The organism is Microbacterium sp. AG238 (genome assembly GCF_003610405.1).
Lineage (GTDB): Bacteria > Actinomycetota > Actinomycetes > Actinomycetales > Microbacteriaceae > Microbacterium.
Genome location: NZ_RAQC01000001.1, coordinates 2,179,192 through 2,204,926, shown reverse-complemented (window position 1 = coordinate 2,204,926; position 25,735 = coordinate 2,179,192). Strand labels below are relative to the sequence as shown.

At 71.3% G+C, this 25,735-nt stretch carries 27 protein-coding genes; 8 read left to right on the top strand and 19 right to left on the bottom strand.

Annotation, left to right across the window (positions count from 1 at the left end):
• Nucleotides 1-17: 17 nt before the first annotated feature.
• Nucleotides 18-1,397 (bottom strand): ATP-dependent RecD-like DNA helicase, encoded by a 1,380-nt coding sequence (locus DEU36_RS10345; RefSeq protein WP_120264070.1) that lies wholly within the window; start codon nt 1,395-1,397, stop codon nt 18-20.
• A 42-nt stretch (nt 1,398-1,439) separates the two neighbouring features.
• On the opposite strand from DEU36_RS10345, the gene DEU36_RS10340 reads away from it, so the two are divergent.
• Entirely contained in the window at nt 1,440-2,576 is a 1,137-nt protein-coding gene (locus tag DEU36_RS10340) for a hypothetical protein (protein WP_259455304.1), read from the top strand.
• A 22-nt stretch (nt 2,577-2,598) separates the two neighbouring features.
• On the opposite strand, the gene DEU36_RS10335 is transcribed toward DEU36_RS10340, so the two are convergent.
• The 7 genes from DEU36_RS10335 to rpmB all read right to left on the bottom strand — a co-directional run bounded on the left by DEU36_RS10335 (nt 2,599) and on the right by rpmB (nt 7,694).
• Complete coding sequence (locus DEU36_RS10335) at nt 2,599-4,575, bottom strand: cytochrome c oxidase assembly protein (RefSeq protein WP_120264069.1); 1,977 nt, start codon at nt 4,573-4,575, stop codon at nt 2,599-2,601.
• A 220-nt stretch (nt 4,576-4,795) separates the two neighbouring features.
• A complete protein-coding gene (locus DEU36_RS10325; RefSeq protein ID WP_036304753.1) occupies nt 4,796-5,083 on the bottom strand; it encodes an HU family DNA-binding protein in 288 nt (95 codons plus the stop codon).
• A 233-nt stretch (nt 5,084-5,316) separates the two neighbouring features.
• Complete coding sequence (locus tag DEU36_RS10320; protein ID WP_120264068.1) at nt 5,317-6,477, bottom strand: alpha/beta hydrolase; 1,161 nt, start codon at nt 6,475-6,477, stop codon at nt 5,317-5,319.
• Nucleotides 6,478-6,479: 2 nt separating this feature from the next.
• A complete protein-coding gene (locus DEU36_RS16320; RefSeq protein ID WP_259455303.1) occupies nt 6,480-6,602 on the bottom strand; it encodes a hypothetical protein in 123 nt (40 codons plus the stop codon).
• A 375-nt stretch (nt 6,603-6,977) separates the two neighbouring features.
• A complete protein-coding gene (gene rpsN, locus DEU36_RS10315) occupies nt 6,978-7,283 on the bottom strand; it encodes a 30S ribosomal protein S14 (protein WP_023953697.1) in 306 nt (101 codons plus the stop codon).
• Nucleotides 7,284-7,287: 4 nt separating this feature from the next.
• Nucleotides 7,288-7,458 (bottom strand): 50S ribosomal protein L33, encoded by a 171-nt coding sequence (gene rpmG / locus DEU36_RS10310; protein ID WP_005051772.1) that lies wholly within the window; start codon nt 7,456-7,458, stop codon nt 7,288-7,290.
• Nucleotides 7,458-7,694 carry a 50S ribosomal protein L28 gene (gene rpmB / locus DEU36_RS10305; protein ID WP_005051771.1) on the bottom strand — a complete coding sequence of 79 codons (237 nt, stop codon included), beginning with the start codon at nt 7,692-7,694 and terminating at the stop codon, nt 7,458-7,460. The genes rpmG and rpmB overlap by 1 nt, the downstream gene beginning before the upstream one ends.
• Nucleotides 7,695-7,924: 230 nt before the next feature.
• Here rpmB and DEU36_RS10300 point away from each other — a divergent pair, with 230 nt between their 5' ends.
• Nucleotides 7,925-10,963, top strand: coding sequence for a DEAD/DEAH box helicase family protein (locus DEU36_RS10300; protein WP_120264067.1), 3,039 nt, complete (start codon nt 7,925-7,927; stop codon nt 10,961-10,963).
• 47 nt (nt 10,964-11,010) lie between these two features.
• Here the strand turns inward: DEU36_RS10300 and DEU36_RS10295 are convergent, their stop codons facing one another.
• The 7 genes from DEU36_RS10295 to DEU36_RS10265 are packed head-to-tail and all read right to left on the bottom strand — an operon-like array spanning nt 11,011 to nt 17,312.
• Entirely contained in the window at nt 11,011-11,748 is a 738-nt protein-coding gene (locus DEU36_RS10295; protein ID WP_120264487.1) for a DNA-3-methyladenine glycosylase, read from the bottom strand.
• A gap of 35 nt (nt 11,749-11,783) precedes the next feature.
• On the bottom strand, nt 11,784-13,214 hold the full coding sequence (locus DEU36_RS10290) for a hypothetical protein (protein ID WP_120264066.1): 1,431 nt from the start codon (nt 13,212-13,214) through the stop codon (nt 11,784-11,786).
• A complete protein-coding gene (locus DEU36_RS10285) occupies nt 13,204-14,163 on the bottom strand; it encodes a DUF1980 domain-containing protein (protein WP_120264065.1) in 960 nt (319 codons plus the stop codon). The genes DEU36_RS10290 and DEU36_RS10285 overlap by 11 nt, the downstream gene beginning before the upstream one ends.
• A complete protein-coding gene (locus DEU36_RS10280) occupies nt 14,156-15,175 on the bottom strand; it encodes a permease (protein WP_120264064.1) in 1,020 nt (339 codons plus the stop codon). Before DEU36_RS10280 ends, DEU36_RS10285 begins: the two co-directional genes overlap by 8 nt.
• On the bottom strand, nt 15,153-15,569 hold the full coding sequence (locus DEU36_RS10275) for a Fur family transcriptional regulator (RefSeq protein ID WP_120264063.1): 417 nt from the start codon (nt 15,567-15,569) through the stop codon (nt 15,153-15,155). The genes DEU36_RS10280 and DEU36_RS10275 overlap by 23 nt, the downstream gene beginning before the upstream one ends.
• A gap of 10 nt (nt 15,570-15,579) precedes the next feature.
• On the bottom strand, nt 15,580-16,461 hold the full coding sequence (locus DEU36_RS10270) for a metal ABC transporter permease (protein WP_120264062.1): 882 nt from the start codon (nt 16,459-16,461) through the stop codon (nt 15,580-15,582).
• Nucleotides 16,458-17,312: a metal ABC transporter ATP-binding protein gene (locus DEU36_RS10265; RefSeq protein ID WP_120264486.1), complete on the bottom strand. Its 855-nt coding sequence runs from the start codon at nt 17,310-17,312 to the stop codon at nt 16,458-16,460. The genes DEU36_RS10270 and DEU36_RS10265 overlap by 4 nt, the downstream gene beginning before the upstream one ends.
• Nucleotides 17,313-17,384: 72 nt before the next feature.
• On the opposite strand from DEU36_RS10265, the gene DEU36_RS10260 reads away from it, so the two are divergent.
• Together DEU36_RS10260 and DEU36_RS10255 are read left to right on the top strand one after the other, a co-directional pair.
• A complete protein-coding gene (locus DEU36_RS10260; protein ID WP_120264061.1) occupies nt 17,385-18,230 on the top strand; it encodes a flagellin in 846 nt (281 codons plus the stop codon).
• A 97-nt stretch (nt 18,231-18,327) separates the two neighbouring features.
• A complete protein-coding gene (locus DEU36_RS10255) occupies nt 18,328-19,389 on the top strand; it encodes a sugar-transfer associated ATP-grasp domain-containing protein (protein ID WP_120264060.1) in 1,062 nt (353 codons plus the stop codon).
• Between the two features lie 7 nt (nt 19,390-19,396).
• Here the strand turns inward: DEU36_RS10255 and DEU36_RS10250 are convergent, their stop codons facing one another.
• The 4 genes from DEU36_RS10250 to flgN are packed head-to-tail and all read right to left on the bottom strand — an operon-like array spanning nt 19,397 to nt 22,551.
• Nucleotides 19,397-19,765: a flagellar assembly protein FliW gene (locus DEU36_RS10250; RefSeq protein ID WP_120264059.1), complete on the bottom strand. Its 369-nt coding sequence runs from the start codon at nt 19,763-19,765 to the stop codon at nt 19,397-19,399.
• Nucleotides 19,762-20,643 carry a flagellar hook-associated protein FlgL gene (gene flgL, locus DEU36_RS10245; RefSeq protein ID WP_120264058.1) on the bottom strand — a complete coding sequence of 294 codons (882 nt, stop codon included), beginning with the start codon at nt 20,641-20,643 and terminating at the stop codon, nt 19,762-19,764. Before flgL ends, DEU36_RS10250 begins: the two co-directional genes overlap by 4 nt.
• Nucleotides 20,644-20,656: 13 nt before the next feature.
• Nucleotides 20,657-22,060 carry a flagellar hook-associated protein FlgK gene (gene flgK, locus DEU36_RS10240; RefSeq protein WP_120264057.1) on the bottom strand — a complete coding sequence of 468 codons (1,404 nt, stop codon included), beginning with the start codon at nt 22,058-22,060 and terminating at the stop codon, nt 20,657-20,659.
• An 8-nt stretch (nt 22,061-22,068) separates the two neighbouring features.
• Entirely contained in the window at nt 22,069-22,551 is a 483-nt protein-coding gene (gene flgN, locus DEU36_RS10235) for a flagellar export chaperone FlgN (protein ID WP_120264056.1), read from the bottom strand.
• 234 nt (nt 22,552-22,785) lie between these two features.
• Between flgN and DEU36_RS10230 the strand changes: the two genes are divergently transcribed.
• The 4 genes from DEU36_RS10230 to DEU36_RS10215 all read left to right on the top strand — a co-directional run bounded on the left by DEU36_RS10230 (nt 22,786) and on the right by DEU36_RS10215 (nt 25,694).
• Nucleotides 22,786-23,592: a sigma-70 family RNA polymerase sigma factor gene (locus DEU36_RS10230; RefSeq protein ID WP_259455302.1), complete on the top strand. Its 807-nt coding sequence runs from the start codon at nt 22,786-22,788 to the stop codon at nt 23,590-23,592.
• Nucleotides 23,593-23,683: 91 nt separating this feature from the next.
• A complete protein-coding gene (gene fliD, locus DEU36_RS10225; protein ID WP_120264055.1) occupies nt 23,684-25,063 on the top strand; it encodes a flagellar filament capping protein FliD in 1,380 nt (459 codons plus the stop codon).
• Nucleotides 25,060-25,437, top strand: coding sequence for a flagellar export chaperone FliS (gene fliS / locus DEU36_RS10220; RefSeq protein WP_120264054.1), 378 nt, complete (start codon nt 25,060-25,062; stop codon nt 25,435-25,437). Before fliD ends, fliS begins: the two co-directional genes overlap by 4 nt.
• On the top strand, nt 25,434-25,694 hold the full coding sequence (locus DEU36_RS10215; RefSeq protein WP_120264053.1) for a hypothetical protein: 261 nt from the start codon (nt 25,434-25,436) through the stop codon (nt 25,692-25,694). Before fliS ends, DEU36_RS10215 begins: the two co-directional genes overlap by 4 nt.
• Nucleotides 25,695-25,735 lie beyond the last annotated feature (41 nt).

Here is a 25,735-nt window from a genome sequence, read left to right as displayed (position 1 = left end):
ACGCGGCCGGCCTCCGGTCACATGCCGGCGGCGCGGACGGCGGCCATGAAACGGCGCACGTCGTGGTCGACCAGGATGTCGCTGGGCCGGAGCGGCCGCGACAGATAGAGGCCCTCGAGCGAGGTCAGGCGCGAGAGAGCGACGTAGGTCTGTCCGGGCGCGAAGGCGCCCGACCCGAGGTCGACGACCGCCCGGTCGTACGTCTTGCCCTGCGACTTGTGGATCGTCACCGCCCACGCCAGCCGCAGCGGGAACTGCGTGAACTCCGCGACGATCTCGCGGGTCAGCTTGCGCGAGCCCGGGTCGTAGGCGTAGCGGAACCGCTCCCAGACCGCCGGCTCGACATCGTGTTCCTCGCCGTCGAGTTCGACACGCACCGACGACCCCGCGATGCGGGTGACGGTTCCGATCGAGCCGTTGACCCAGCGCGGGCCGTCACCGGCGTAGCCGGCGACGTCGTTGCGGAGGAACATCACCTGAGCGCCGACCTTGAGCTGCAGCTCGGGGTCGGCCGGATAGGACGTCTCGCCCCGCCCGAAGTCGCCGCTCACGTCGGCCTTCGCCGTCTGCACCGGTCCGGTGAGCGCATCGAGATGACGCTGATTGATGCGGTTGACGGCGTCGTTGCGGGTCGCGAGCGTGATCACGGGCGGCTCATCGCCGGTGGGAGGGGGCGGCGTGCGGGCGCCCGCGGCGTTGAGGGCCGCCGCGATGTCGGCCGTGACGACGCCGTAGCGGACGGCGTTGAGCATCTCCTTGAACCCCGGGTCTGCTTGACGGTGGATCTCGCCGAGCTCGGCGATGTGCAGCGGGGCCCCCACCCGTCCAAGATCGAGCAGCCCGTCCGAGCGGATCGCACCGGCATCCGCCTTCGGCCCCGCCCACACCTGCGCGTCGAAGAACCAGAACGAGCGGTAGTGATCGCGGATGTACTTGAGCTCATCACCGCGCGGCGGCACCGGCGAGAGCTGATACGGGTCGCCGAACATGACGATCTGCACGCCGCCGAACGCCTCCGAACGCCTCCGACGCGCCTGCCGCAGCGACCGGTCGATCGCATCCATCACGTCGGCGTTGACCATCGAGATCTCGTCGATGACGAGCGTGTCGATCGCATTGAGGATGCGGCGCGTCGGCTCGGACTGCTCGAGTTCGCTGTCGGCGACCAGACCGATCGGCAGGCGGAACAGCGAGTGGATCGTCTGCCCCTCGACGTTGAGGGCGGCGACTCCGGTCGGCGCGCAGATGGCGATCTGCTTGTCGGTGTTCCACGCCAGGTGCTGCAGCAGAGTCGACTTGCCGGTACCGGCCCGACCGGTGACGAAGACGTGGTCGCGGGTCGACTCGATGCGGCGGAACAGTGCCTCCTGCTCAGCGGAGAGAGGAGGCAAGGTCACCGATTCATGGTAGCCACAGGTGAGCCTTCCTAGACTTGTGCTGTGCACGAGGCGCAGACGACTCCGGACGCCGCGATCGGCGACGATGCGTCGAGCGCGCCCTCGAGCACCCGTCGCCCCGGCCGGGGCGGTCGACGTGGCGCGCGCAGCGGTCGCCGGCTCGCCTTCGACCTCACGGCGATCGGGCTGCTGTCGGTGCTCGCGCTCGGCGCGCTCGGCGTCGGCGGAGTCGCGGTGTACCGCACCCTCTACAGCCCCGCCGCCTTCGTCGAGCGCTACCTCTCGCTGCTGAGCAGCGGCAGCGCCGCCGACGCGCTTCGCCTGCCCGGCGTTGCGATGGACTCCGCCGAGCTCGCCGCGGCGGAACTGCCGTCGACGACATCCGAGGTGCTGCTGCGCCGCGCGGCCCTCGCACCGCTGTCGGATGTTTCGGTCATCGGCGAGCGTGTGCGCGGCGACGTCACCGAGATCACGGTGACCTACCTCGCGAACGGACACCGCGGCCGCACGCAGTTCGACGTCGAGCAGGACGGCTGGATCGGGGTCGCCCCCGCTTGGCGCTTCGCCCACAGTCCGCTCTCGGCGATCGATCTGACCGTGCGCGGTGCCACCCGGTTCTCGGTCAACGGCTTCGAGCTCGACACCCGGCAGGTCGCCCCCGAGGGCGTGAACGCCGACCCGCTCGTCCCCGTCTCGATGCTCGTCTTCTCTCCTGGCGCCTACTCGATCTCGGTCGACACCCCGACGGCGCGGACGCCGGGGGTGGCCGTGCTCTCCGACGCCCCGCAGAAGGCGGTGCCCGTCGATCTGCAGACGGAGCCGACCCAGGAGTTCGTCGACGTCGTGCAGGACCGCGTCGACGAGTTCCTCGCGTCGTGCGCGACCCAGCAGGTGCTGCAGCCCACCGGATGCCCGTTCGGGTACTTCGTGCGCAACCGCGTCGAAGGCGTGCCGCAGTGGTCGATCGCACAGAACCCCGAGATCGAGGTCGTGCCGGACGGGGCGCAGTGGGCCATCCCGAGCACCCGCGCCGTCGCCCACATCGACGTCGATATCCGCTCGATCTACGACGGACGCCTCAACGAGGTGTCGGAGGACGTCGAGTTCTTCCTGACCGGATCGATCACGATCCTCCCCGACGGTACGGCATCCATCCAGGTGTCGGCCGACCAGGGCTGACGCGACGCGGTCGGCGCCGAGGTCACCTGCTGCGCGCGGCGTCCCGGCGGGCCAGCTCGGCGAGACGTTCGTTGTACTCGTCGAGCTCGGAGTCGCCCGCACGATCGACCTGGCGGTCGCGGCGACGCTGCATCCGGTCGTCCGAACGGCTCCACTGGATCGCCACCGTGACCGCGAGGATCAAGGTGGGGATCTCACCGACCGACCAGGCCACGCCGCCGCCGATGTACTGGTCCTCGAGCGGCGTCGGACCCCATGTTCGGCCCATCGATCCGAACCACTCCGCGGCGAACATGCCCGACGACATCATGATCGCGATGCCGAAGAAGGCGTGCATCGCCATGACCGCGATGAGCGTGAGCAGACGGAACGGGTACGGCAGACGGTAGGGCACCGGGTCGATGCCGATCAGTGACAGCACGAACAGGTAGCCCGAGATGAGGAAGTGGACGACCATCCACTCGTGCCCGATGTGGTCGTACAGCGACCAGCGGAACAGATCGGTGTAGTAGAAGACCCACAGCGACCCGATGAACATGATCGACGCGAACGCCGGGTGCGTCACGACTCTCGAGAAGGGCGTGTGGACGGCCCACAGGATCCACTCGCGGCCGCCCCGCGACCCGTCGTCGCGTTTGCGGATCGCGCGGGCCGCGAGGGTCACGGGCGCCCCGGCGACGAGACACAGCGGGATCGCCATCGACAGCAGCATGTGCCCGACCATGTGCAGGCTGAACAGGTAGTCCTGGTAGGCGTTGATGGGTCCGCTGGTGACCCAGAGCAGCACGAGCAGACCGAACACCCACAGCGCCGTGCGATAGATCGGCCACCTGTCGCCGCGCTTGCGCAGCCGCCGCACGCCGGCGAGGTAGAAGAACAGGCCGAACCCGACGGCGAACACCCAGAGCAGGTCGACGTCCCAGGTCGTGAACCAGCGCTCGATCGTCAACTCCGGCGGCAGCACGGTGCCGGTCAGGATCTGGGCCGGGGTCTGCTGCTCGGGAAGGGTCGTATCGACGGGCGGAGGCGTGCGGGCGAGAGCCGCGGCGGCACCGCTCGCGATGCCCATGAAGACGATCTCGACGGTGACGAGCAGCCAGAACACCCGTGCGGCGCCCGAAGACGCCAGCTTCGCGATGAGGCGACCGCGGTACGAGGCGCCGAGCACCCCCATCGCGATGAGGGCGACGACCTTGACGAGCAGCAGCGCCCCGTAGGGCGAGAACAGGTTGGCGGGAGAGAGGATCGCGACGGCGGCGCGGACCGTCCCCGACACCGCGACCACGATGAACGCGACGAGGGCGATGCTCGAGTACCGCGACACGACGGCGACCATGTCGGCGCGGTCGACGACGGGCCGGATGATCACGAGCAGCAGCAGGCCGCCGAGCCACACGGCCGCGGCGACGATGTGCAGCGCGAGGGCGGTGACCGCGATGTTGTGGTTCGCCTCCTCGCCGGAGTGCCCCTGCGTGGCCATCGGGATGAGGGATGCCGCAGCCAGGATGCCGACGATCAGGGTCGAGGTCCAGCCGCGCACGGCGAACGTCAGCACCGTCAGAACGGCACCGGCGATCGTCGTCAGCAGCCAGGCGCGCCCGGCCTCGGTGTCGACGAGGAACCGGCCGAGCTGCTGGCCGAACTCGGCGCTTGCGCTGGGCGCGGCACCCAGCAGGTTGAGGAAGGTGAAGAACGCCGTGCCCGCGCTGGCGACGGTGAAAACCGCCGCCGAGATCGACGCGGTGTCGAGGGCGGTGTCGAACGGGCGCTCCCCCGCACGCAGGGCGAACAGGGCCACGACGAGGGATCCGACCATGCCGGCCGCGGCGAGGTTGACCACGAGCTTGATGATCGGCAGTCCCCACCGCACGACGGGTCCGGGGTCGAGCAGCTGCAGCGGGGCCGCGCCGCCGCCGGCCGCGAGGCCGATGAGGACGACGATGAGAGCCGACACAGCGAGGATCGCCGGTCCGGCGAGACGCTGCGCTCGGGATTCCACCCCACAAGCCTACGGCGGTCGGCTGCCCCGGGAGGTCGGAGCCGCGAGGTCCCCCTTCGGCCGGGTATGCGGGCCGGGTTCCCGGCTCAACTGGGACCTCGCGGGGCGGGGCGGGGGCGGGGCGGGGGCGGGGGCGGGGACGGGGACGGGGACGGGGACGGGGACGGGGACGACGGAGGGGGATGCCGTGCGGCATCCCCCTCCGGTGAATCGTCGTCGATTACTTGACGGCGGCCTTCAGCTTCGAGCCGGCGGTCACCTTGACGCGCTTGCCCGCGGCGATCTTGATCTCTTCGCCGGTCTGCGGGTTGCGGCCGGTGCGAGCGGCGGTGTCGACCTGCTCGAAGGCGATCCAGCCCGGGATCGAGACCTTGCTGCCCTTGGCGACGGCCTCGGAGACGGTCGTGAAGAGCGAGTCGAGCACGCCCGAGACGGCGGCCTGGCTCTGACCGGTGGCGCTGGCGATGCTCGCGACGAGCTCGGTCTTGGTGATGGACTTGTCAGCCATAGGGTTGTCCTCCAGACGGCGGACGACGGACGCGCCGCCGACAGCGTGGGTGGTTCCCGGGGGACTCGCGTCCCACGGTTGGTCGTTCGACCGGTCCCGAATATACGCGGATTCCGCGGAATTTCGCGGATTTACCGGCATCCAGGGATGCTTTCACCCGGCGTGTCGCCCGTTTTCGGGGCGTGTGGGGCGAATGTGACGTCTGATCGGGGTCGCGGCAGCTGCAGCGACGGTCAGATCCGGCGCAGTGCCGCGACGACCTCGGCCTCCCAGCGGCGCGCCGCGGGAAGCGCCCCGACGAAGATCGGGGTGTCGTGCGTGACACCGAGATACCGGGTTGCGCTGGCCTCTACTCCGGCGCGGCGGAGCCTCGCGGCGTAGGCCGCGCCGTCTCCGCGCAGCGGGTCGTACTCGGCGGTCAGGATCACCGCCGGCGGTAGGTCGGCGAGCGAATCGGCACGCATCGGCGATGCGTACGACTCGTGCGCCCGCGCTCGATCGCCGAGATAGGTGCGGGCGACCGAAACGAGCTCACGCAGAGCGATGAAAGCCGGGATGCCGAGGGCGTACGTCGCACGCAGGTCGATGAAGCGCCCCGTGAGGTCGGTCACGGGCACCTCGAGGATCTGGACGGCGACAGGCAGCCGCGCGCGGTCGCGGTTCATCAGCGTCAGGACGGCGGCGATGTTGCCGCCCGCCGACGCCCCCGAGATCCCGATCCGGTCGGGATCGATCCCGAGGACCGCCGCCTGGTCGTGCACCCACTCCCACGCGGCGTACGCCTGCTCGATCTGAGTCGGATAGCGATGCTCGGGCGCGAGCGAGTAATCGACCGCGATCAGCACGACACCGGATGCCTCGGCACGGCGTCGGCACGCGGCATCCGCCGTCGGGTAGTCGATGCCGCCGATGCGGAAGGCTCCGCCGCCGAACACGAGGCACGCGGGCGCGGCCTCGCCCTCGACGAGGGCGGTGGGGCGGTAGACCCGGACGCGCACGTCGGGGTGGCCGGCGACCGGCACGATGTGCTCGGACGTCTCGATCGCGGGGCCGGGCGCGCCCACCGTACGGAGCTCCTGGCGGTCCCAGGCGAGCGCGGCCCTGCGGTGACGCTCGCGCGGGGTGAGGGGGCGCTTGGCGCCGGACTTCGCCGGGGCGGGGGCCGGGGCCGGGGCGGGCACGGGAGTCGCTGCGGAGGCGGCCGGCGCGGGGGTGGCCCTCGCGGGGGTGGCCGTCGCGGCGGGGGCCGTGCCCGGCACCCCGTCGGCGGCGGGAGATCGACGCGGTCGCGGCATCCGCTCTGCCACCGCTGATGTGACCGATCGCCATGCCTGCCGCAGGAGATAGCGGCGGTGGGTGCGCAGCCGTTCGGCGAAGAAGGGATCCAACGGCACAGTCAGTCTCCGTCCGGGCGCTCGGCGCGCTCGTCGAGTTCGCGCAGCCGCCGGAGCTTCGACCACGGCACGAAGACGATCCACATCACCGACGCGATCGCGCCGCCCATGATCATCGAGCTCATGTCCATCCTCCGACCGTAGTCGCAGTCGCAGTCGCGACGACCCGTCCCGAACACAGGCTCAGGGCCGACCTGGGGGTTCGGCCAGCAGCTCTCGCCGGCCTGGCCTGTCGACGGCACGGTCAACCCGGGTTGGTCCAACGCCCTGCGCGCCGAGCCAACGCCCGGACGGCCGAGCGAACCGACGCCGGGCGGTGTGCCGAACACAGGCTCAGCGGGGTCCATTCGCTGCAGCGGAGCGCCCGCGCGTGGCTGAGCCTGTGGACGGCACGATCGAGCCGGGCGATCCCGCTCGCCAGCCAGGGCCGAGCGCGGAAACGACGAAGCCCCCGGCCCGAGGAATCGGGACGGGGGCTTCGGTGCTGTGATGCAGGCGGCTTACCAGCTCGACTTGGTCACACCGGGCAGCTCGCCCTTGTGCGCCATGTCGCGGAAGCGGACGCGCGAGATGCCGAACTTCGAGAGGTGGCCACGGGGGCGACCGTCGATGGCGTCGCGCTTGCGGACGCGAACCGGCGACGCGTTGCGCGGCAGCTTCTGCAGACCGACGCGGGCGGCCTCGCGGGCCTCGTCGGTCGCGTTCGGGTCGACGAGGGTCTTCTTCAGCTCGGCACGCTTCTCGGCGTAACGGGCGACGACCTCTTCACGCTGGTTGTTGCGCGCGATCTTGCTCTTCTTAGCCATGAGATCAGCGCTCCTCTCGGAATTCGACGTGCTTGCGGATCACCGGGTCGTACTTCTTCAGCACGATGCGGTCGGGGTTGTTGCGACGGTTCTTACGCGTCACGTAGGTGTACCCCGTACCAGCGGTCGAACGGAGCTTGATGATCGGACGTACGTCCTGAGCCTTCTTCGCCATTAGAGCTTCACACCCTTCGCGATGAGGTCCTTGACGACCGACTCGATGCCGCGGGCGTCGATGACCTTGATGCCCTTAGCCGACACGTTCAGCGTGATCTTGCGACCGAGCGAGGGAACGTAGTAGGTCTTCTTCTGCACGTTCGGGTCGAAGCGACGCTTCGTCCGGCGGTGCGAGTGCGAGATGTTGTGACCGAAGCCGGGAACTGCTCCGGTCACCTGGCACACTGCTGCCATAGTGATTCTCCTTAGTACCGTGACACCGGACGGTGCCACCCAAGATCCCTTGTCTGCACCCGCGCCTCATCCAGCCGTTTCGGGCCTGTGATGGGGAGTGGGTACGTACTGCGTGCTGGAGTGCGCGCAGACAAACAGTCAGTCTAGCACGCGACGGCGTGTCGCCTTGACCGCGCACGGGTTCCGCTGGCCGGGGATGCCGCTCCCTGCCGGTCTGACATACTGCCGCTATGTCGTCGGAGGTCGATGCTCCCCTCCGGCGGTGGCGGTTCGACGGGAGGCTGCGGCACTACCAGGCGGACGCGCTCGAACGTGTCGACGCGGACGCCCCGGGGCCGCTCCACGTCGTGGCTCCCCCGGGCTCGGGCAAGACCCTGCTCGGCCTTCTGCTCGCGATGCGGCGGGGGCGGCGGACCCTCGTCCTCGCCCCGACGATCACCATCCGCGACCAGTGGGCGGTCGAGGCGCGGCGCCTCGCGCCCGTCGCCGCCGAGGTCTCGACCACGAGTGATGCGCCGGCCTCGCTGACGGCGCTGACCTACCAGTCGCTGAGCGTGCTCGACGGCGAGAACCCCCTCGCGGCCGTGGCTCACGACCGCTGGCTGCGTGAGCTCGAGACGGACGGACGGTCGACGGATGCGGCATCCGCCTGGCTCGACGCTCTGCGCTCGGGCAACCGTCGCGCCTATGCCGCGGGCATCGCCCGGCGCTCCCGCACCCTGCGGCGCCGCATCGCCCAGGAGGATCCGGATGCGCTGTCGCGAGCGCTGCATCCCAACGCCCGCGCGCTGATCGAGCGCCTCGTCGAGCACGGTGTCGACACGGTCGTGCTCGACGAATGCCACCACCTGCTCGACCACTGGGCGCTCGTGGTCGCGGCGCTCGTGACACGCCTTCGCGCTGCGGGGCGGGCTCCGCTCGTCATCGGCCTGACGGCGACGCTCCCCTCGCCCGACGACGGCAACGCCTACGACAACTACACGTCGCTGCTGGGCGGCGTGGACTACGAGGTGCCGATCCCCGCGGTCGTCCGCGAGGGGAACCTCGCTCCGTATCGTGAGCACGTGCGGTTCGTGGAACCGTCGACGGACGAGCTCGCGTTCCTCTCGGGCGCGGCGACCGGCCTCGGTGTCCTCATCCGCTCGACCTTCACGCGCGGCGACGGGGCCGACCACCTGGTGAGGATGCTCCAGCCGGCACCGGATGCCGCGGCCGATCACGGCGACGCGGCTGCCGCCGGGACGGGCGCCGCCGTATCCGGCACGGCAGCCGGGTCGTCGGCCCGGGCCCTCGCTCCGCCGCCGGCCCCGCCGGCACGCCGCGCGACGGACGAGAGCGGGACGGATGTCGACATCCGACTGTCGCGCGCGTTCGCCGACGACTTCGCGGCGGCCGAGGCGGCCGCCGCGATGCTCGCCACCGTCCATCCCGACCATCCGCTCGTCGCCCATCTCCCGCTCGCAGCGCGGCGACCGCCGACGACGGAGGAGGCGCTGCGCCTGCTGGGACGCTTCGCGCTCGACCGCATCCTGCCCGACCCGTCGGCACGCGAGCGATGGGAGCGGATCCGGGCGGCCCTCGCCGACTTCGGGTTCTCGCTGACTGATCGGGGCCTGCGCCGCACGCGCGACCCGATCGACACGATGCTGGCCTCGTCACTGTCGAAGGACCGTGCGGTCTGCGACATCCTCCGGCTCGAGCGCGATCGGATCGGGCCTCGCCTGCGCGCGCTCGTCGTGTCGGACTTCAGCGAGCACGGCAATCGACACGGCGGGCTGATCGGCCGGGCTGGCGCAGTGCGGACCTTCGACGTCGTCGCAACGGATGCCGCGACCGCCGACCTGCGCTGCGTGCTGGTGACCGGATCGACGACGCGCATCGCGACGCGCCACGCCGCGACGCTGTCAGCCGCCTGGTCGGCAGCGCTCGGCATCGAGGTGACGGCGGTCGCTGTCGCGGAGAGTCCGGCGGTGTCGGAGATCTCCGCGCCCGGCGTCGGTGCTGCAGGATTCGTCCGAGCCGCCTCGATCCTTCTGGCGCGGGGCGAGCTCGATGTCATCGTCGGAACGCGCGGACTGTTCGGCGAAGGGTGGGACTGCCCCGCCGTGAACACGCTCATCGATCTGTCGTCGGTGGCGACGGCTCCCGCGACGCAGCAGCTGCGGGGCCGCGCGCTGCGCCTGGATCCGGGCTGGCCGGAGAAGGTCGCGCACATCTGGACCGTGACGGCGATGCTCCCGCCCGAGTCGCCCATCTTCGCCGCGCCCGACCTGTCGCGGCTGCGCCGCAAGCACGAGCGGCTGTGGGGTGTGCACCGCGACGATCCGGAGCGCATCGTCCGCGGGCTCGCCGGGGTGTTGACGTCCGATCAGCGCCGCCTGATCGCGGCGGGCCCGCGGCCATCGGCGCACGCGCTCGATGCACTGACGGTCGTCGATCCGCGGGAGCACACGCGCGCCCTCTGGCGTATCGGCGATGACTACCTCGATCGAGAGTCGACGGATGCGCTGGTCGTGCGGCGCGTGAACGCTCCGACGTTCCGGACGCGCCTCCGAGCGGATGCCGCGCTCGGTGTCGGCACAGCGGCAGCAGGCGTCGTCGCCGTCATCGGGCTCGCTCTCATGATCGTCGGCGGGGCCGGGGCGCTGGGACTCGCGGGCCCCGTCGCCGGCGCGGCGGCCCTGATCGGGGCCCTGACCGCGGGGGCTCCCGTCGCTCGGGCCTGGTGGCTCGCCCGGCGCGCACACGCGGACGCTCCGGAACTGTACCGGCGGATGGCCGGCGTGGTCGTGGCGGCATTGCAACGATCGGGACGCCTCCGCGACGCCGCGACGCCAGAGGTGGTCGTCGCGCGGCCGGCGGGTGCCAGCGGCATCCAACATCTGGAACTGCGACTGACGCACGCTTCCCTCGATGAGCAGCGCGTGTTCGCCGCCGCGATGGCGGAACTGCTCGGCCCGGTGAAGACACCGCGATTCCTCCTTCAGGTGGATGCCGGCGGGCGGACACCGATCGTGCGGTGGCTGCTGTGGCGCGCGGCCCGGACCGGATCGTCGAGCGGTTCGGTCGGCTCGCAGTTCCTGCCGGTGCCTGCGGCGTTCGGCATGGCGGGACCGCGGATCCGCGCGTTCGCCGACGACTGGCAGCGGGTCGTCGGCCCGTGCACACTGCACTTCGTCGACAGCCCGGATTCGCTCGCTCTCCTCGCGAGGTCTCGTCGCGCAGGGGCCGTCGCCGACGACCTCACGGTCGTCACCCGCTGGGACTGACAGCCCCCTCCCCCTCCCCTGCCGCGCGAACCGACGCGAACGGCGCCTTATCCGGTGCTGACACGACCATTCGCGTCGGGTCGTCGCCGGGCGCGCGGCAGCGGGCGCGCGGCAGCGCGCGCGCGGCAGCGGGCGCGCGAAGCGGCTTCTGCGGCGCCGCGGCCCCACCGGAACGGCGAGACCGTCGGGTCACCGGCGATCCAGAACCTCCAGGGGAACGCGTCCGTTCCCGCGACGCCGGCGACGCCCACACGCGGGCCGGCCACGACCTCCGGCTCCGTGACATCCGGAAGATAGAGGCGGGCCGTGGCGCCGGCGCGCTCGACGCCCGCGACCGCGTCGATGCCGTCGTGGGCGGGATATCGGAGGCCGATGGCCTGACCGAGCCGTCCGGGGCCGCGGGCGAGGTCGCGCGGCGTGCGGGCCGCAGCGCGCCTCACCTGCGCGACATCCGCACCATCGACGATCTCCGCGGCGCGCAGCAGCACACCGCCGGCGACGCCCGCGGGGCCGCAGACGACGTTGACACACGAATGGATGCCGTGACTGAGGTACACGTACAGATGCCCCGGTTCGCCCCACATCGTGGCATTGCGTGCGGTCTGCCCCATGCGCGCGTGCGATCCGGGATCGGGCAGATCGCCCGTGTCGCGCCCGTGGTACGCCTCGACCTCGGTCAGCCGGGCCACGACCCGTGCACCGTCGACCGCGACCTCGAGCAGACCGCCGAGCAGCCGCGGCGCGACGTGCACCGGAAGTTCCGCGAGCTCCTCACGCGTCGCCAGGTGGAACCCGACGGGAACCCCACCCCCGCCGACGCTCACGGCCGTGGCGCGTTCTGGCACCACGAGATGTCGAATCCGCTGAGCACCGACACCTCCTCGCCCGTGCCGAGGTCGACGATGTGGGTCTGCACTCGCTCGGGCAACGGCAGCGCGTAGGCGTCATACGGATTCGAGACCGCGTCGGGGGCGATGAGGAACGCCGCGTAGCGGCTGCTCGGTGAGACACACGTGTGCAGCAGCAGGTCGTCCGGCGCGACGGTGAACACGTCACGCGTGGCCCCGTCGGCGCCGACGACGGCAGCCGAGGTCGACAGCACCGTGAACCCGTCGAGGCGGGAGAGCACGCGCAGCGTCTGGTCGGCGTCACCCGGCAGCGCCGTGACCGACTGGGTCTCACCGGCAGCGGCATCCGCGGCGCTCAGCGGCCGCTCCTCCGCCGTCGCCAGATCGATCGCCACGAGCCCGGTCGCGCGCTGCACGATGGCCTCCGTCGACCCGCGGGCGATGCCGTCGATCGTGATCGCATTGCCGAGCGACACCGGTTCACCGCCCGCAGCGGACACGAGGGTCAACGCGCCGTCGAAGCCGAGCAGCAGCACGGCATCCGTCCCCGGCACGAACCGCCAGTCGTCGACGCGCGCGTCGCCGCCCGCGAACTGCAGCTGCGCCGGCTCGTCGTCAGCGCTGGCCTCCGTGAGCGACGCCGTGAACAGCGCGCTCTCGAGACCACCCGACGAGCCGATACCCGCGTCGGTGTACGTGTAGCCGATCAGATCGCCGCGATCGGCGGTCTGCAGGTTGGTGACGAACCCGCGTCCGGGCAGGGCGAGCTCGCGCGCCCCCTCGCCGTCGCGATCCGTGACGATCAGCGTCGAGACGCCCTCGTCGTCAGCCGTCACGATCGCGAGATGCGTCGACGTCGCCCGGAAGTCCTCGATGTGCGGATCCGCGAACACGGGCACCGCGTTCGCGCCGTCGAGTCCCGTGCGGAAGATGGTGTCTTCGGCACCACCGCGCTGCAGGATGTAGGTCTCCAGCGCCGGCGTCGAGAACGACTCCTCGAGCGTGGCCGCCGGTCCCCCGCCCAGCCCCTGGACCCCGTCGACCCGCACGGTGTAGTCGGTCGCATCGCGCAGCGGCAGGGTGAAGCGGATGCCGATCTGTCGCCCCGACGTGTCGACGGTGAAGTCCGCCGCCGGCTCGATGTGCACCTGCGCGGGATCGACCTCTTCGAGCGACTGCGTCGTGGTGATGATCAGGCGCGACCCCGCGGACTCGATGCCGGCCTGCGGATCGACGCTCGTCGACGTCGCACGCGGTCCCTGCACCGTCGTCAGGACGCCGCCGGCCGCACCCACGAGAGCGAGAGCGCCCACGGCCGCCGCCATCGCGACGACGAAGCGCCGCGACCGCCGCTCGCGCGACCGTCCTCGCCGCGACATCCCGTCCGTATCCTCAGTACTCATACGGGTCCTCGGGCTCGCCGACGGTCTGCACCCCGGTGGCCTCGACGACGAGCGCACCGTCGCGGTCTCGGATGACGCCCGTGACCGTGACCCACTCCCCCGTCGCGGGGACGTCGGAGGCGTCGCCGATCGGGATGCTCGCGGGCTGCGCGTCGATGACGCAGTGGGTGATGACGAGCCGGGTCAGCCCGAAGCCCCCCGAGCTCGACGGCGTGACGAAGCCGGTCAGGCTGATCTCGTCACCCTCGAACGCCTCCGGGTTCGTCGCCGTCGCGAAGACGCTCGCCCACTCGCCGACACCGAACGACGACGTGTCGCCCGTCGTCGCGAGGGCGACCGTGTCGGCACCCTGGAAGAGCGGCGGCGTTCCGGTGTCGCGCGACATGGCGAGCTCGGCCGACAGCGTCGCCGGCGGCGTCACGAGCACCACGGCCACGATGCCGGTCGCGAGCAGCCCACCCGTTCCCGCAGCAGCGGAACCCAGCACGAGCCGCCAGTCAGGGCGAGGGCGCACGGGCGTGACGGCAGCACCCGGCGCGGCCGTGTCGCCGGCGAGGGCGGCGGTATCGGGTCCGGCGAGGACCGCGGCGCGGGCTGCGCGACGGCTGGTCGGCGGTGCGTCCTGGTGCGCGGACTCGTGCGCGGACTCATGCGCGTGCTGGTGCTCGTGCTCGTGTGTGTGCCCGGCGCCGTGGCCGTGCAGGTCGCCGTGCCCGTGCAGCTCACCGTGGTCGTGCCCGTGGTCGGCCTCGGCCCCGAGCGGCAGCGCGAAGCTCACGACGGTGCCGATGAGGCCGAGCACCGACATCCCGACGGCGAACCACGCCGATTCGGGGTTGATGTAGAGCCCGATACGCCCCGTGAGGGCGAGGGTGACCGTGATGGCCGCGAGCGCGGCGGCGAGCCCGACGCCGAACAGCCGGGTCAGCAGAGCCGATGACTTAGGCAAGGAGATTCACCATCCCTCCCACGGCGATCGCGAAGAGCACGACGATCACGACGAGCGCGACCAGCACGCGCGAGCGGAACGTCGTGCGCATGAGCGCGAGCATCTTCACGTCGACGAGCGGACCGACGAGCAGGAACGCCACGATCGAGCCGGGCGTGAAGGTCGAGGCGAACGACAGCGCGAAGAACGAGTCGACGTTCGAGCAGATCGACACGATCATCGCGAGCAGGATCATCGCGAGGATCGACAGCGCCGGGTTCGAGCCGATCGCGAGCAAGGTATCGCGCGGCACCAGCACCTGCACGGCGCCGGCGATCGCCGAGCCGAGGATCAGCGCGGGCATCACCGCCCGCAGCTCGACCACGAACTGCGCGAGACTGCGGCGTCCCTTTCCGCCCGGGTCCTCGGCCGCGAGCTCGCAGGCCGCGAGGAACCGATCGGTCAGCAGGCCGTCGGGATCGGGATGACGCGAGTACAACCAGCCGATGAGGTTCGCGACCGCGTACCCGCCCAGCAGACGCGCGATCAGGATGCCGTCGTCGAAGCCGAACGCCTGGTGGGTCGTGATGATGACGATCGGGTTCACGATGGGCGCCGCGATGAGGAACGTCATCGTCTCGGGAACCGAGAAGCCGCGGATCATGAGCCCGCGCGCGAAGGGCAGGTTGCCGCACTCGCAGACGGGGATGAGCATGCCGAGCAGCGACAGCACGGCGCGACGGGCCCACGCGCGGCGCGGCATCCAGCGTTCGATGACGCCCGGCGGCACCCAGACCTGAACGATGATCGACAGCGCGACGCCGAGCAGGACGAACGGCAACGACTCGATGAGGACGCTCAGTCCGAGCGTGACGCCGTCCTGCGCGCGGGTCGGCAGCGACGGCCCCGGTGCGAGTGCGGCGATGGCGACGAGCACAGCGACGACGGCCGCACCGATCCCGAGCGCGACGGCCGAACGCGTCGCGGGAGATGGCGCGAGCCGTGCGGTCTTAGGCGCCGCCACGCTTCTCATCGGCTCGGGCTGCGGAGCACGCGGCGCAGACGCCGAAGATGTCGACGATGTGCTCGGCCTGCGTGAAGCCGTTGGCGGCGGCGGTGCGGTGAGCCCACTCCTCGACGTCGGACGCCTGGATCTCGACGGTGAGTCCGCACGAGCGGCAGATCAGGTGATGGTGGTGACCGTCGCTCGAGCAGGCCCGGTAGATGGCCTCGCCCTCGGGGCTCTGCAGCTGGTCGGCCTCGCCGGAGGCGGCCAGGGTCGCGAGGGCGCGGTAGACCGTTGCCAATCCGATGCCGGTGTTGTCGTCGCGCAGCGACGCGTGGAGGTCCTGGGCCGAGACGAAACCGCGGGCGTCGGACAGCGCCGTGCGCACGCGCTCGCGCTGCCAGGTGTTCCGCTGAGCCATGGCGGCGAGTCTACTCGGCGCGCCTCGGCGTCGGCTGGGTGCGGAGCACTCTGCCGCGGCGGGCGCCGACGATGCGGCACACCAGGTAGATCGTGAACGAGATGGTGGTGATGTAGGGGCTCACCGGAAGCGTTCCGGCGACCGCGAGCAGGATGCCGCCGACGGCCGACACCACGCCGAACAGGGCCGCCAGCAGCGGTACCGCGAGGGGACCCGTCGCCACACGCACCGCCGCGGCGGCGGGGGTCACGAGCAGCGCCATGACCAGCAGCGCACCGATGATGTGCACGGCGACGGCGACGATGAGGCCGAGCAGCAGCATGAACCCGAGCGACACGGCCACTGTGGGCACCCCGCGCGCCGCGGCCGACTGCGGATCGAGCGAATCGAAGCGCAGCGGGCGCCAGATCAGGAGCAGGGCGATGAGCACGAACGCGCCGATGCCGATGAGCCATCCGAGCTGCCCCGACTGCACCGAGACGATCTGCCCGGTCAGCAGGCTGAACCGGTTGGCGCTGCGGCCGTCGTAGAGCGAGAGGAAGAGGATGCCGAGGCCCAGGCCGAACGGCATGAGCACGCCGATGATCGAGTTGCGGTCGCGTGCCCGCGAGCCGAGCCACCCGATGAGGGCGGCGGCGATCATCGACCCGACGATCGACCCCGTGACGACATCGACGCCGATCAGCAGGGCCGCCGCCGCGCCCGCGAACGAGAGCTCGCTGATGCCGTGGACGGCGAAGGCCATGTCGCGCTGCAGCACGAACACTCCGATGAGGCCGCCGACGAGGCCGAGGACGGCTCCCGCCCAGACGGAGTTCTGCACGAGAGCGAGGATGTCGCCGTAGACGGGGAGCCCGCCGAACATCGCGTCGCCGATGTCGCCCCAGTTCATGCGTGGTCTCCGTGGTCGTGGTGATGGTGCGAGGCGTCGGCGTCGGGGGCGCCGACGACGACCAGACGATCGCCCGCCCGCAGCACGAAGACCGGCGCGCCGTACAGGTCGGTGAGCACGGGCGAGGTCAGCACGTCCTTCGGGGTGCCGAGCGTGAACCGGCCGTTCGCGATGTAGAGGATGCGGTCGACCTTGCCGAGCACCGGGTTGATGTCGTGCGTCACCAGCAGCACGCCGGCGCCCGACCGTCGGTGCTGGTCGATGAGACCGACGACGGCTTGCTGGTTCGCCAGGTCGAGGCTCGTGAGCGGTTCGTCGCACAGCAGCAGCTGTGGGTCGTCGGCGAGAGCCTGACCGACGCGCAGGCGCTGCTGCTCGCCACCCGAGAGCACGCCGACGGGACGGTCGGCGAACGCCGTGGCGCCGACGCCGTCGAGGAGGCGGTCGACGCGCTCGCGGTCGCGCTTGCGCGGAAGCGGCAGACCGAACCGGTGACCGTCGACGCCGAGCGCGATGAGGTCGCGGGCGCGCAGCGCGGTGTCGCGCGGCAGCGGGCGGGCCTGCGGCAGGTAACCGATCGACCGGTTGCCCTTGTGTTTGACCGGCCGGCCGAGGGCCGTGATCGACCCCTCGCTCAGGCGCTCGAGCCCGAGGATGGCCCGCAGCAACGTCGTCTTGCCCGAGCCGCTCGGCCCGAGGACCGCGATGAGCTCGCCCGGCTCGACCGTGAGGTCGAGTCCGCTCCACAGTTCGCGCCCGGAACGCCGCAGCGCGGCACCACGGATATCGAGCAGGCTCACCGGGTCAGCGTACCCGCCTAACCGATCCGCCGAGGTGGCCGATAGAGGCATCCAGGAGTCCACGGACGGACTCCGGGAGCCCAGGACGGGCTTCCGCTCATCCCAATCACGGAGGAATGAACCATGGGAATGCAGATCGCCACCAACGTGGGCGCGCTCAACGCGTACCGCAACCTGTCCAGCACGCAGAACGATGTGTCGAAGTCGCTCGAGAAGCTCTCGAGCGGTCTGCGCATCAACCGCGCCGCGGACGACGCCGCCGGCCTCGCGATCTCGGAGGGCCTGAAGTCTCAGGTCAACGGGCTCAACGTGGCTTCGCGCAACGCTCAGGACGGCATCTCGGTCATCCAGACCGCTGAAGGCGCCCTGACGGAGGTCCACTCGATCCTCCAGCGCATGCGCGACCTGGCTGTCCAGGGCGGCAACGGCTCGAACAACGACAACTCGCGCGCCGCCATCTCGAAGGAGGCGGGCGAGCTCAGCCTCGAGCTGCGCCGTATCGCCGAGTCGACCAACTTCAACGGCATCGACCTGCTCAAGGGCGGCGACCTGACGTTCCAGGTCGGCGCGGGCGGCACCGAGAACGACGCGATCACGATCAACCTGGCGAACGTCGCGACCGCGGTCGGAACGCTCGCCTCCGCTGACGGCACCGCCGTCGGCGCCGGCTTCGTGATCACCGACAACGAGGCCGCACGCGGCACCGTTGACAACATCGACGCGGCGATCAACGCTGTCTCGACCGCCCGGTCGAGCCTCGGTGCCTCGCAGAACCGCTTCGAGTCGGCCATCAACAGCCTGAACGTGTCGGCGGAGAACCTGTCGGCGGCCAACAGCCGCATCCGCGACACCGACATGGCGGCCGAGATGGTCAAGTACACCGCGGCGAACATCCTGTCGCAGGCGGGCACCGCCATGCTCGCGCAGGCGAACCAGGCCAACCAGGGCGTGCTCCAGCTGCTCCGGTAAGCCTCGCGACGGTGGGTCCTGCGCCGCCCGACGCAGGACCCATCGCCGTCGCGGGCGCACCGCGGGAACGCGCCTGAGAGAACTGACGAGGAACCCGATGACATCCCCCCGAACCCTCACGCCCGGCCTCCCCTTCCTGTGGGAACGGGCGCGACGCGTGAACCCGAGCAGCCTCGTCGCCCGCGCGCGGCGGGCCGGGCAGCGGCACGGCCGCAGCACGCTCGGCGTCGTCGTCGACATGCTCTGGCAGGCCGGAGTGCGCGGTGTCGGGTTCCAGGACTACATCGACTACGACTTCGCGATGCTCACCCGTGCCGAGCGCGCGACCTACATGACCAGCCCCGTCTCGCACCGCCTCGCGGTGCGGTTCGACGATCCGGCATACCGTCATCTCTTCCACGACAAGATCGCCTTCAACGACACCTTCGCGCCGCATCTGCAGCGCGAGTGGCTGGTCGTCACCGACGACAACGCCGACGATGTGCGCGCCTTCGCGCTGCGGCACGGCACGATCGTGACGAAGGAGCCGTTGGGCCGGGCGGGCCTCGGCGTGCACCGCTACCTCGCCCGCGACGTCACCGACTGGACCCGTTTCCACCGCGGACTGCTCGAGCGCGGCGAGACGCTCGTCGAAGAGGTCATCCGCCAGCACGACGAGCTCGCGGCCCTCTGCGCCGGCACCGTCAACACGACGCGCGTCACGACGTACTTCGATGGCGAGCGCACGCACGTGCTCGCCATGGCGCAGAAGTTCGGCCGCGGCGCCGTGAGCGACCAGAACGCCTTCGGCGGCTTCTACGCGATGCTCGACGAGACCGGCCGGGCGACGGGCGACGGCTACGACTCGAACGACCGCGTGTACCCGACGCATCCCGACAGCGGCATCCGCATCGCCGACTTCCGCCTGCCGATGTTCGACGAGGTGCTCGACTTCGTCGACCGGCTCGCGCGCGTCGTGCCGCAGGTGCGCTACGTCGGCTGGGACATCGCTGTCTCGCCGACCGGCCCCGTGCTCGTCGAGGGCAACTGGGCGGCGGGCGTCTATGAGAACAAGCCGAGCGCGACCGGCATCCGCACGGGCCACAAGCCGCGTTACCTCGCCGCGATCGACGCGGATGCGGACGTGTCGGCGACGCCGCTCGCGCGCGCCGTGGCTTGAGCGCGGCTCAGCTCAGCAGAGCCCGGACGGGCAGATCCTGGCCCTCGAGGATGACCTGGGCGGCGACGCCGGTACGGCGGTTGATCACGACGGGCGCGAGGAGATTGACCCCGATGCCCTCATCCGTCATCCGAGCCACCACGAGCACGCGGGCGTCGGCCGACTCGGCGAGTCCGAGGTCGGCGACGTGCGCGTCGGAGAGCGTGGGCGAATAATCGTCGACGACCGCTCCGGGATCGACGGCGAACAGCCGCACCCTGGGATCGTCGGCGGCCGTCAGCGTGAACAGCCCGCCGCCGCCCTCGACCTCGTCGAGGGAGAACGACGTGTGCGGTGACAGTCCCGGCGGGGGCGTCACGAACTCGAGAGCGCTCATCGGAGGAAGTCCATCAGCGTCGGCTGCATCACCCGGGCGGTGACGGCCAGGGCGGACTGGTAGACGAGCTCCTGCGACTTCAGGGCGACGAGCACCTCGACGGTGTCGATGTCTTCGATCGCCGCGCGCTGGGCTTCGAGAGACACCGTCGCGTCGGCCGCCGCGTCTTTGGCTCGCATGATCTGATTCTGCCTCGCCCCCACCGTGCCCTGCACCCCCAGCATCGCGTTCATGCGGTCATCGATCTGGTCGATGCGGCCGCGCACGTCCGCTCCGCCGCGCAGATCGGCGACGATCGATCCGATCAGCGCGAAGACCGAGTCCTCGCCCGAGCCGAACACCTCGGCGCCGCTCGCGTCGACCCGCACCGTCTCGCCGTCGGCGACACGTCGGCGCACCTCGCTGCCCGGCACCCCCGCAAAGGCGAAGTCGGGCCCGAAGGCGCTGCCTTCCGCGGTCCCGGCGAACACCGACCGTCCGAGCAGCGTGGTGTTCGCCTGAGCGAGCAGCTCGTCGGCGATGGTCTCGAGCTCGAGCGCGATCGCCTCGCGGGCGTTGGCGTCGAGCGCCCCGGAGTTGGCACCGCGCAGCGTCAGGTCTCGCGCTCGCCCGAGCAGCGACGTCGACGCCGAGATGGCGTTGTCGACGGTCGTCACCCACGTGAGACCGTCGCCGATGTTGCGCGCGTACTGGTCGTTCCGGCGCTGCGCGGCGTGGAGGTCGAGGGCGGCTGCCGCCGCGGCCGGATCGTCGGACGGAGCGGCGAACGCCCGCTGCGAGGTCGCCTGGTTCTGGAGGCGGGCGAGGTCGCTCAGACCCGATTGCAGATTGCGCAGGGCGGACTGGGCGAGCGTCTGCGACGTGACTCGGCTGATCATGGCGCTCCGGGTGTCAGCGGCCGACGAGGCCGGTGCGGTTGATGAGGACGTCGAGGGCTTCGTCGACGGCGGTGAGGACGCGGGCGGCCGCCTGGTAGGCGGTCTGATACGTCAGCAGGCTCATGGTCTCCTCGTCGTTGTCGACTCCTGCGACCGACTGCTGGGCCGCCGCGGCGGCGACCGCCGTCGTCTCGGCGCGCGCCGCCCGTCCCGACTCGGCGGATGTCGCGACCGCGAGACGCGACACGACGTCGCTCCAGAGCGCATCGGGTCCGTCGGACCTCTTCCCGATGCCGGAGAGGGCGTCGGCGTTGCCGCCGTCGAGGGCTCCGGCGCCGGGAGCGGCGATCGCCAGTTCGTCGCGGCCCCGGGGCACGACGCTGAGTCCGAGCGCGGCGGGCGCACCGGCTGCGACGGCGAAGAAGTCGCCGCCCGGCGCTCCCGATGCGGTCGACCCGAGACGGTGCTGGGCGTTCACGGTCGCCGCGAGAGAGCTCGCGAGCTCGTTGTACGAGGCCGCGAGCCCGGCCAGTACTCCCCCGGACTCCGCGGGCGCGAGCACGGACAGGGTGCCGGCCAGTTCCCCGCTCGAGACGCCGACCGGCGGGGCGCCGGGCTCACGCCAAGCGAGTACGACCGGCTCACCCACGCCGATCGATCGGGGTCCGGTGACGTCCAGCTCGCGAGCGCGCGTGCCCGATACGAGGGCGTTCCCATCGACCCGCAGGGTGAGGGTGCCGTCGGATTCGACCGTGCCGACGGCACCGGAGAGCCGCGCGACCGTCTGCGCGAGCAGGTTCCGTCGGTCGATGAGCTCGTTCGCGGAACCGCCCGCGACGCCGACCTCGCGGATGCCGGCATTGAGCTCGGCGATCTCGGCCGCGGCGGCGTTGATCTGATCGACCGTCAACTCGGCGGCGTCGCGCGCCGACGACCACTGCTCGGCGACGGAACGGTAGCCGTCGGCGATGCGTGCCACGAGCGTCTCGCCCCGTGTCACCACCGCAGCCGCCGCCGCGGTGGAGTCCGGAGCATTCGACAGGTCTTGCCACGCGGTCCACAGCTGTGAGAGCTGATCGGCCAGACCGTTCTTGCCCGGCTCGGCGAGCGACGCCTCGGCGCGCACCGCGGCCTGCGCCCGCGCGGACCAGTACCCGGATGCCGCGAGGGTGTCTCGCACTCGCGCGTCGAGCACGGCATCGCCCAGGCGCGCGATCCCGTCGACGGCGACGCCCTGGCCGGCGACCGGCCCGAAGCGCGTCGAGCCCGCCGGGGGCGCGACGGCGGAGGTCTCGAGGCGCTGCCGCGTGTAACCGGGTGTCAGCTGGTTGGCGACGTTCTGCCCCGCGAGATCCATGCCGCGACGCGCGGCGGCGAGCGCGCTCGCCGCCGTTCCCAACCCGCTGAATGTCGACATCTGCGTCCTCACATCTCCCTGTCGACGATGCGCGCGGTGTCCTCGCGGACCCGCCCACCGCCGGTGGTGTACTCGCCCGTGCCGGATTCGAGCCCGGCGAGCGTCTCGTCGACTGCGCGGCTGGCTGCGCGCAGGTGCGTCTCGTTCGCCTCTTTCAGCTGCGAGACCTCGGCCATGCGCTCGGTGAGCGCGGCGCGATGCTCGGCGAAGACGTCGCGCCAGGTGCCCGTCGGCGCCGAGTCGAGCAGCTCCGCGAGTGTGGCGGCTTCGGGGACGCCCCACTCGCGTGCCACCGCGGCGACCTCGACGTCGCGGCCCAGGCCCGACTCGCGCAGTTCTTCGAGCACGCGCTCGATCTCGCGTGACGCGAGATGGATCCACCGGGTGTTCCCGGCTTCGAGCAGCAGACGCTGCTCCTCGAGTTTGAAGATCAGCATCTCGAGCAGTTCTCGCTCGCGCCACAGCTGCATCGACAGTTCGTTGGCTCCCACGGTTTCCCCCTTACCTGAGCAGCCCCCCATGGACCGCATCGAACGACTCGCTCTTCTGACGAACCGTTCTGAAGCGATCATCCTCGACTATCGGCGCATGAGTCGATCACGTTACTTCTGCTCAGGATTCCGTATGAGATCTTTCTCATTTTGCTTATGATGGCCTCAGCCGGCGTGACGGCTTCCGCGAATTCGGGCCGCGGGAGCGGGTGCACGCCACGAAAGAGGCCCCCTTTGCACATCCTCGGTCACGCGGAACGCAATCGACTCATCGAAGAGAACCTGCCCCTCGTGGGCTATCTGGCGCGCGATCTCCACTCGCGGGCCACGCACGTGCCGTTGGAAGAGCTCGCCTCGGTCGGAGCGCTGGCCCTCGTCACGGCCGCGGACGCGTTCGACCCCGCTCTGGGCGTCCCCTTCGGCGCCTACGCGCGGCGGCGCATCCTCGGCGCGTTCGCGGATGAGATGCGTTCGATGGACTGGGCGTCGCGCGGCATCCGCAAGCGCATCAAAGAGACGACGGCCGTACGCGATACCTTGACCGCACGCCTCGGCCGCGTCGCCGGCGTCGACGAGATCGCGGCCACCATGGGCCTGCCCCGCGCCGCAGTCGTCGAGGCCCTCGACGACGCCGCGCGCACGGTCACGAGCATCGACGACGCCACGGCGCTCGAGGTGCCGAGCGCGATGGTCCTGCCCGACGAGGCCGCCGTGCTCCGTGAGCGGCGCGAGGTGCTCGAACGTGCCGTCGCGGCCCTGCCCGAGCGCATGCGCGCCATCGTCCAGGCCGTCTACATCGACGAGCGCCCCGTCAAAGAGATCGCGGCCGAGCTCGGCGTCTCGCACTCCGCCGTCTCGCAGCAGCGCGCCGAGGCCATCCGGCTGCTCCGCGACGCGCTGGAACGATTCGTCGCCGAGGAACAGGCCGAACCCGTCTCGCGCGTGTCGGTCGAGACACGCGAGGCCTACTTCGCCCGGATCACCGCGATGCTGCCCCGCAGCGGCCGGGGCGTCGCGCCCGCGGCATCCGTCGCGCTCTGACATCCGTCCCGCTAACGCTCGCGCCCGCGCGGCCGATAGAGCGAACGGACGGCGCGCACGCGGCCGCACGGATGAACGACAGGACGGGCAGATGGCGATCTCGATCGACGGCCTCGCCTCGAAACTCGACACCAAGGCGATCATCGACGCGCTCATGAACGTCGAGCGCCTGCCGCGCACGATCCTCAGCGCCAAGTCCGACGACCGCAAGGCCGTCATCGCGCAGCTGCAGGCGCTGAACGCGTCGCTGCAGTCGCTGGCGACGAAGGCGAAGGATGCCGCCGGCCCGACGGCCCTGCTGCAGCGGAAGGCGACGAGTTCGGACGACAGCCTGACGGTGACGGCATCCGCGGGGGCGCCGGTCCTCCGGGCCGACGTCGTCGTCGACCGCGTCGCCACGGCCCACAGCATCGTCACGGGGCCGTTCGGCTCCGCCGCGGACGACCCGCTCGTCTTCACGGTGGTCGGCACCGACGGCAAGCCCGTCGAGGTCCGACCGACGTCGGGTGCGGCCGCGGACATCGCGCACGCGCTGAGCGCAGCCGGCACCGGCATCACGGCGTCCGCGGTGTCGGCGGGGGTCGACGCCGACGGCCAGGCGCTGTGGCGCCTGCAGATCACCGCCACCGAGACGGGCGCGGAGAACGCGTTCCAGGTGTTCCGCGGCGACGCCGCCGCGGTCGCTGCCGGCACAGCGAGCGATCTCGCCTCGGAACCCGCATCGGCGATCGTGACGGTCGGCACGGACGCGCAGGTACGGCTGTGGGCCGGAACCGCCGCGGAGCAGACCGTGACCTCGGCGAGCAACACCTTCACGTCGCTGTTCGCCGGCGTCGACGTGTCGGTGACCCGCGCATCGGCCACCCCGGTGTCGGTGACCGTCGCCGCGGACGCCGACGGCAGCGCCGCGGCCGCGAAGGCCTTCGTCACCCAGATCGGCACGCTGCTCGCGGGGATCGCCCGCGGGTCGACCGCGACCACCGCCACGACGCCCGGCGAGCAGACCCGACTGGGCGTCTTCACCGGCGACAGCACCGTGCGCGCCCTCCACCAGGCTCTCACCGGTGCGGTGCAGCTGCCGCTCGACGGGGTCGCTCCCTCGACCATGGGGCTGAGCGTCGACCGCTGGGGCGCGTTGACCTTCGACGAGGAGGCGTTCACGAAGGCGCTGGCGGACGATCCGGCCGGGGTGCAGCAGGTCTTCGCCGGCGTCGCCGCGCGGGTGCAGGATGTCGCAGACCGCTACTCCGACAAGTACGACGGTCTGCTCACGGCACGCATCACCGGACAGGAGTCCGAGGTGAAGATGCTCGGCGAGCAGCTGACGCGCTGGGACCTCCGGCTCGAGCAGAGACGCGCGACCCTCGAGCGGACCTACGCCGCGATGGAGACCATGCTCTCGAGGCTGCAGACCCAATCGTCGTACCTCGAGTCGCAGCTGTCGGCGATGTCGGGAACGGGCAACAAATGAACGCCGCCCTGCGCGCCCAACAGCGCTACCGCGAAGAGACGATCCTCTCGGCCAGCCCGTCGCGCCTGGTCACGCTCCTGTTCGACCGGCTGCTGCTCGACGTCGAGCGCGGCGAGGCGGCGCAGCGCGCCGCGGACTGGCAGACCGCCAACGATCAGCTGCAGCACGCCCAGCGGATCCTCGTCGAGCTGACCGGCTCGCTCGACGACAGCTGGAGCGGCTCGGCGGCACTCCGGACGGTGTACGACTACATCACCCGCACGCTCATCGGGGCGAACATCGGGCGCGACCCCGAGCGTACCCGCGAATGCCGCGACCTCATCGCGCCGCTGCGCGAAGCGTGGCACGGCGCGGCGGAGGCGATGCCCGCATGACGTGGGCCGACCTGCTCGACGGGCTCGAGGCGGAGCTGATGGGCGACCCCGCCGGCGCCCTCCCGTGGCACCCGCCCCCCGGGCTCGGCCCGCTCCCCGCGCATCTCGAGGACCGGGCGCGGGCGGTCGTGCGCGCGCAGGCCGACCGGTCGCGGCAGCTGCGCGCCGAGCTCGACACCGTCCGCGGGCACCTCGACGCCCTCGACCGCATCCCGCAGCGGCATCCCGACGCCGTCTACCTCGACCTCGACGGCTGACCGCGCTCGCGGCTTACGCCGTCGCTGCGGCGGCCGATAGG

Bases quoted from the DNA above. Each gene is read 5' to 3' on its own strand.
- DEU36_RS10280 (WP_120264064.1), bottom strand. From the start codon at position 15,175: ATGAGAAGCGTGGCGGCGCCTAAGACCGCACGGCTCGCGCCATCTCCC.
- DEU36_RS10325 (WP_036304753.1), bottom strand. From the start codon at position 5,083: ATGGCTGACAAGTCCATCACCAAGACCGAGCTCGTCGCGAGCATCGCC.
- DEU36_RS16320 (WP_259455303.1), bottom strand. From the start codon at position 6,602: ATGAGCTCGATGATCATGGGCGGCGCGATCGCGTCGGTGATGTGGATC.
- DEU36_RS10270 (WP_120264062.1), bottom strand. From the start codon at position 16,461: ATGAACTGGGGCGACATCGGCGACGCGATGTTCGGCGGGCTCCCCGTC.
- DEU36_RS10265 (WP_120264486.1), bottom strand. From the start codon at position 17,312: ATGCCTCTATCGGCCACCTCGGCGGATCGGTTAGGCGGGTACGCTGAC.
- DEU36_RS10260 (WP_120264061.1), top strand. From the start codon at position 17,385: ATGGGAATGCAGATCGCCACCAACGTGGGCGCGCTCAACGCGTACCGC.
- flgL (WP_120264058.1), bottom strand. From the start codon at position 20,643: ATGATCAGCCGAGTCACGTCGCAGACGCTCGCCCAGTCCGCCCTGCGC.
- DEU36_RS10300 (WP_120264067.1), top strand. From the start codon at position 7,925: ATGTCGTCGGAGGTCGATGCTCCCCTCCGGCGGTGGCGGTTCGACGGG.
- rpmG (WP_005051772.1), bottom strand. From the start codon at position 7,458: ATGGCGAAGAAGGCTCAGGACGTACGTCCGATCATCAAGCTCCGTTCG.
- flgK (WP_120264057.1), bottom strand. From the start codon at position 22,060: ATGTCGACATTCAGCGGGTTGGGAACGGCGGCGAGCGCGCTCGCCGCC.
- DEU36_RS10275 (WP_120264063.1), bottom strand. From the start codon at position 15,569: ATGGCTCAGCGGAACACCTGGCAGCGCGAGCGCGTGCGCACGGCGCTG.
- DEU36_RS10255 (WP_120264060.1), top strand. From the start codon at position 18,328: ATGACATCCCCCCGAACCCTCACGCCCGGCCTCCCCTTCCTGTGGGAA.
- rpmB (WP_005051771.1), bottom strand. From the start codon at position 7,694: ATGGCAGCAGTGTGCCAGGTGACCGGAGCAGTTCCCGGCTTCGGTCAC.
- DEU36_RS10250 (WP_120264059.1), bottom strand. From the start codon at position 19,765: ATGAGCGCTCTCGAGTTCGTGACGCCCCCGCCGGGACTGTCACCGCAC.
- DEU36_RS10215 (WP_120264053.1), top strand. From the start codon at position 25,434: ATGACGTGGGCCGACCTGCTCGACGGGCTCGAGGCGGAGCTGATGGGC.
- DEU36_RS10290 (WP_120264066.1), bottom strand. From the start codon at position 13,214: ATGAGTACTGAGGATACGGACGGGATGTCGCGGCGAGGACGGTCGCGC.
- fliS (WP_120264054.1), top strand. From the start codon at position 25,060: ATGAACGCCGCCCTGCGCGCCCAACAGCGCTACCGCGAAGAGACGATC.
- rpsN (WP_023953697.1), bottom strand. From the start codon at position 7,283: ATGGCTAAGAAGAGCAAGATCGCGCGCAACAACCAGCGTGAAGAGGTC.
- fliD (WP_120264055.1), top strand. From the start codon at position 23,684: ATGGCGATCTCGATCGACGGCCTCGCCTCGAAACTCGACACCAAGGCG.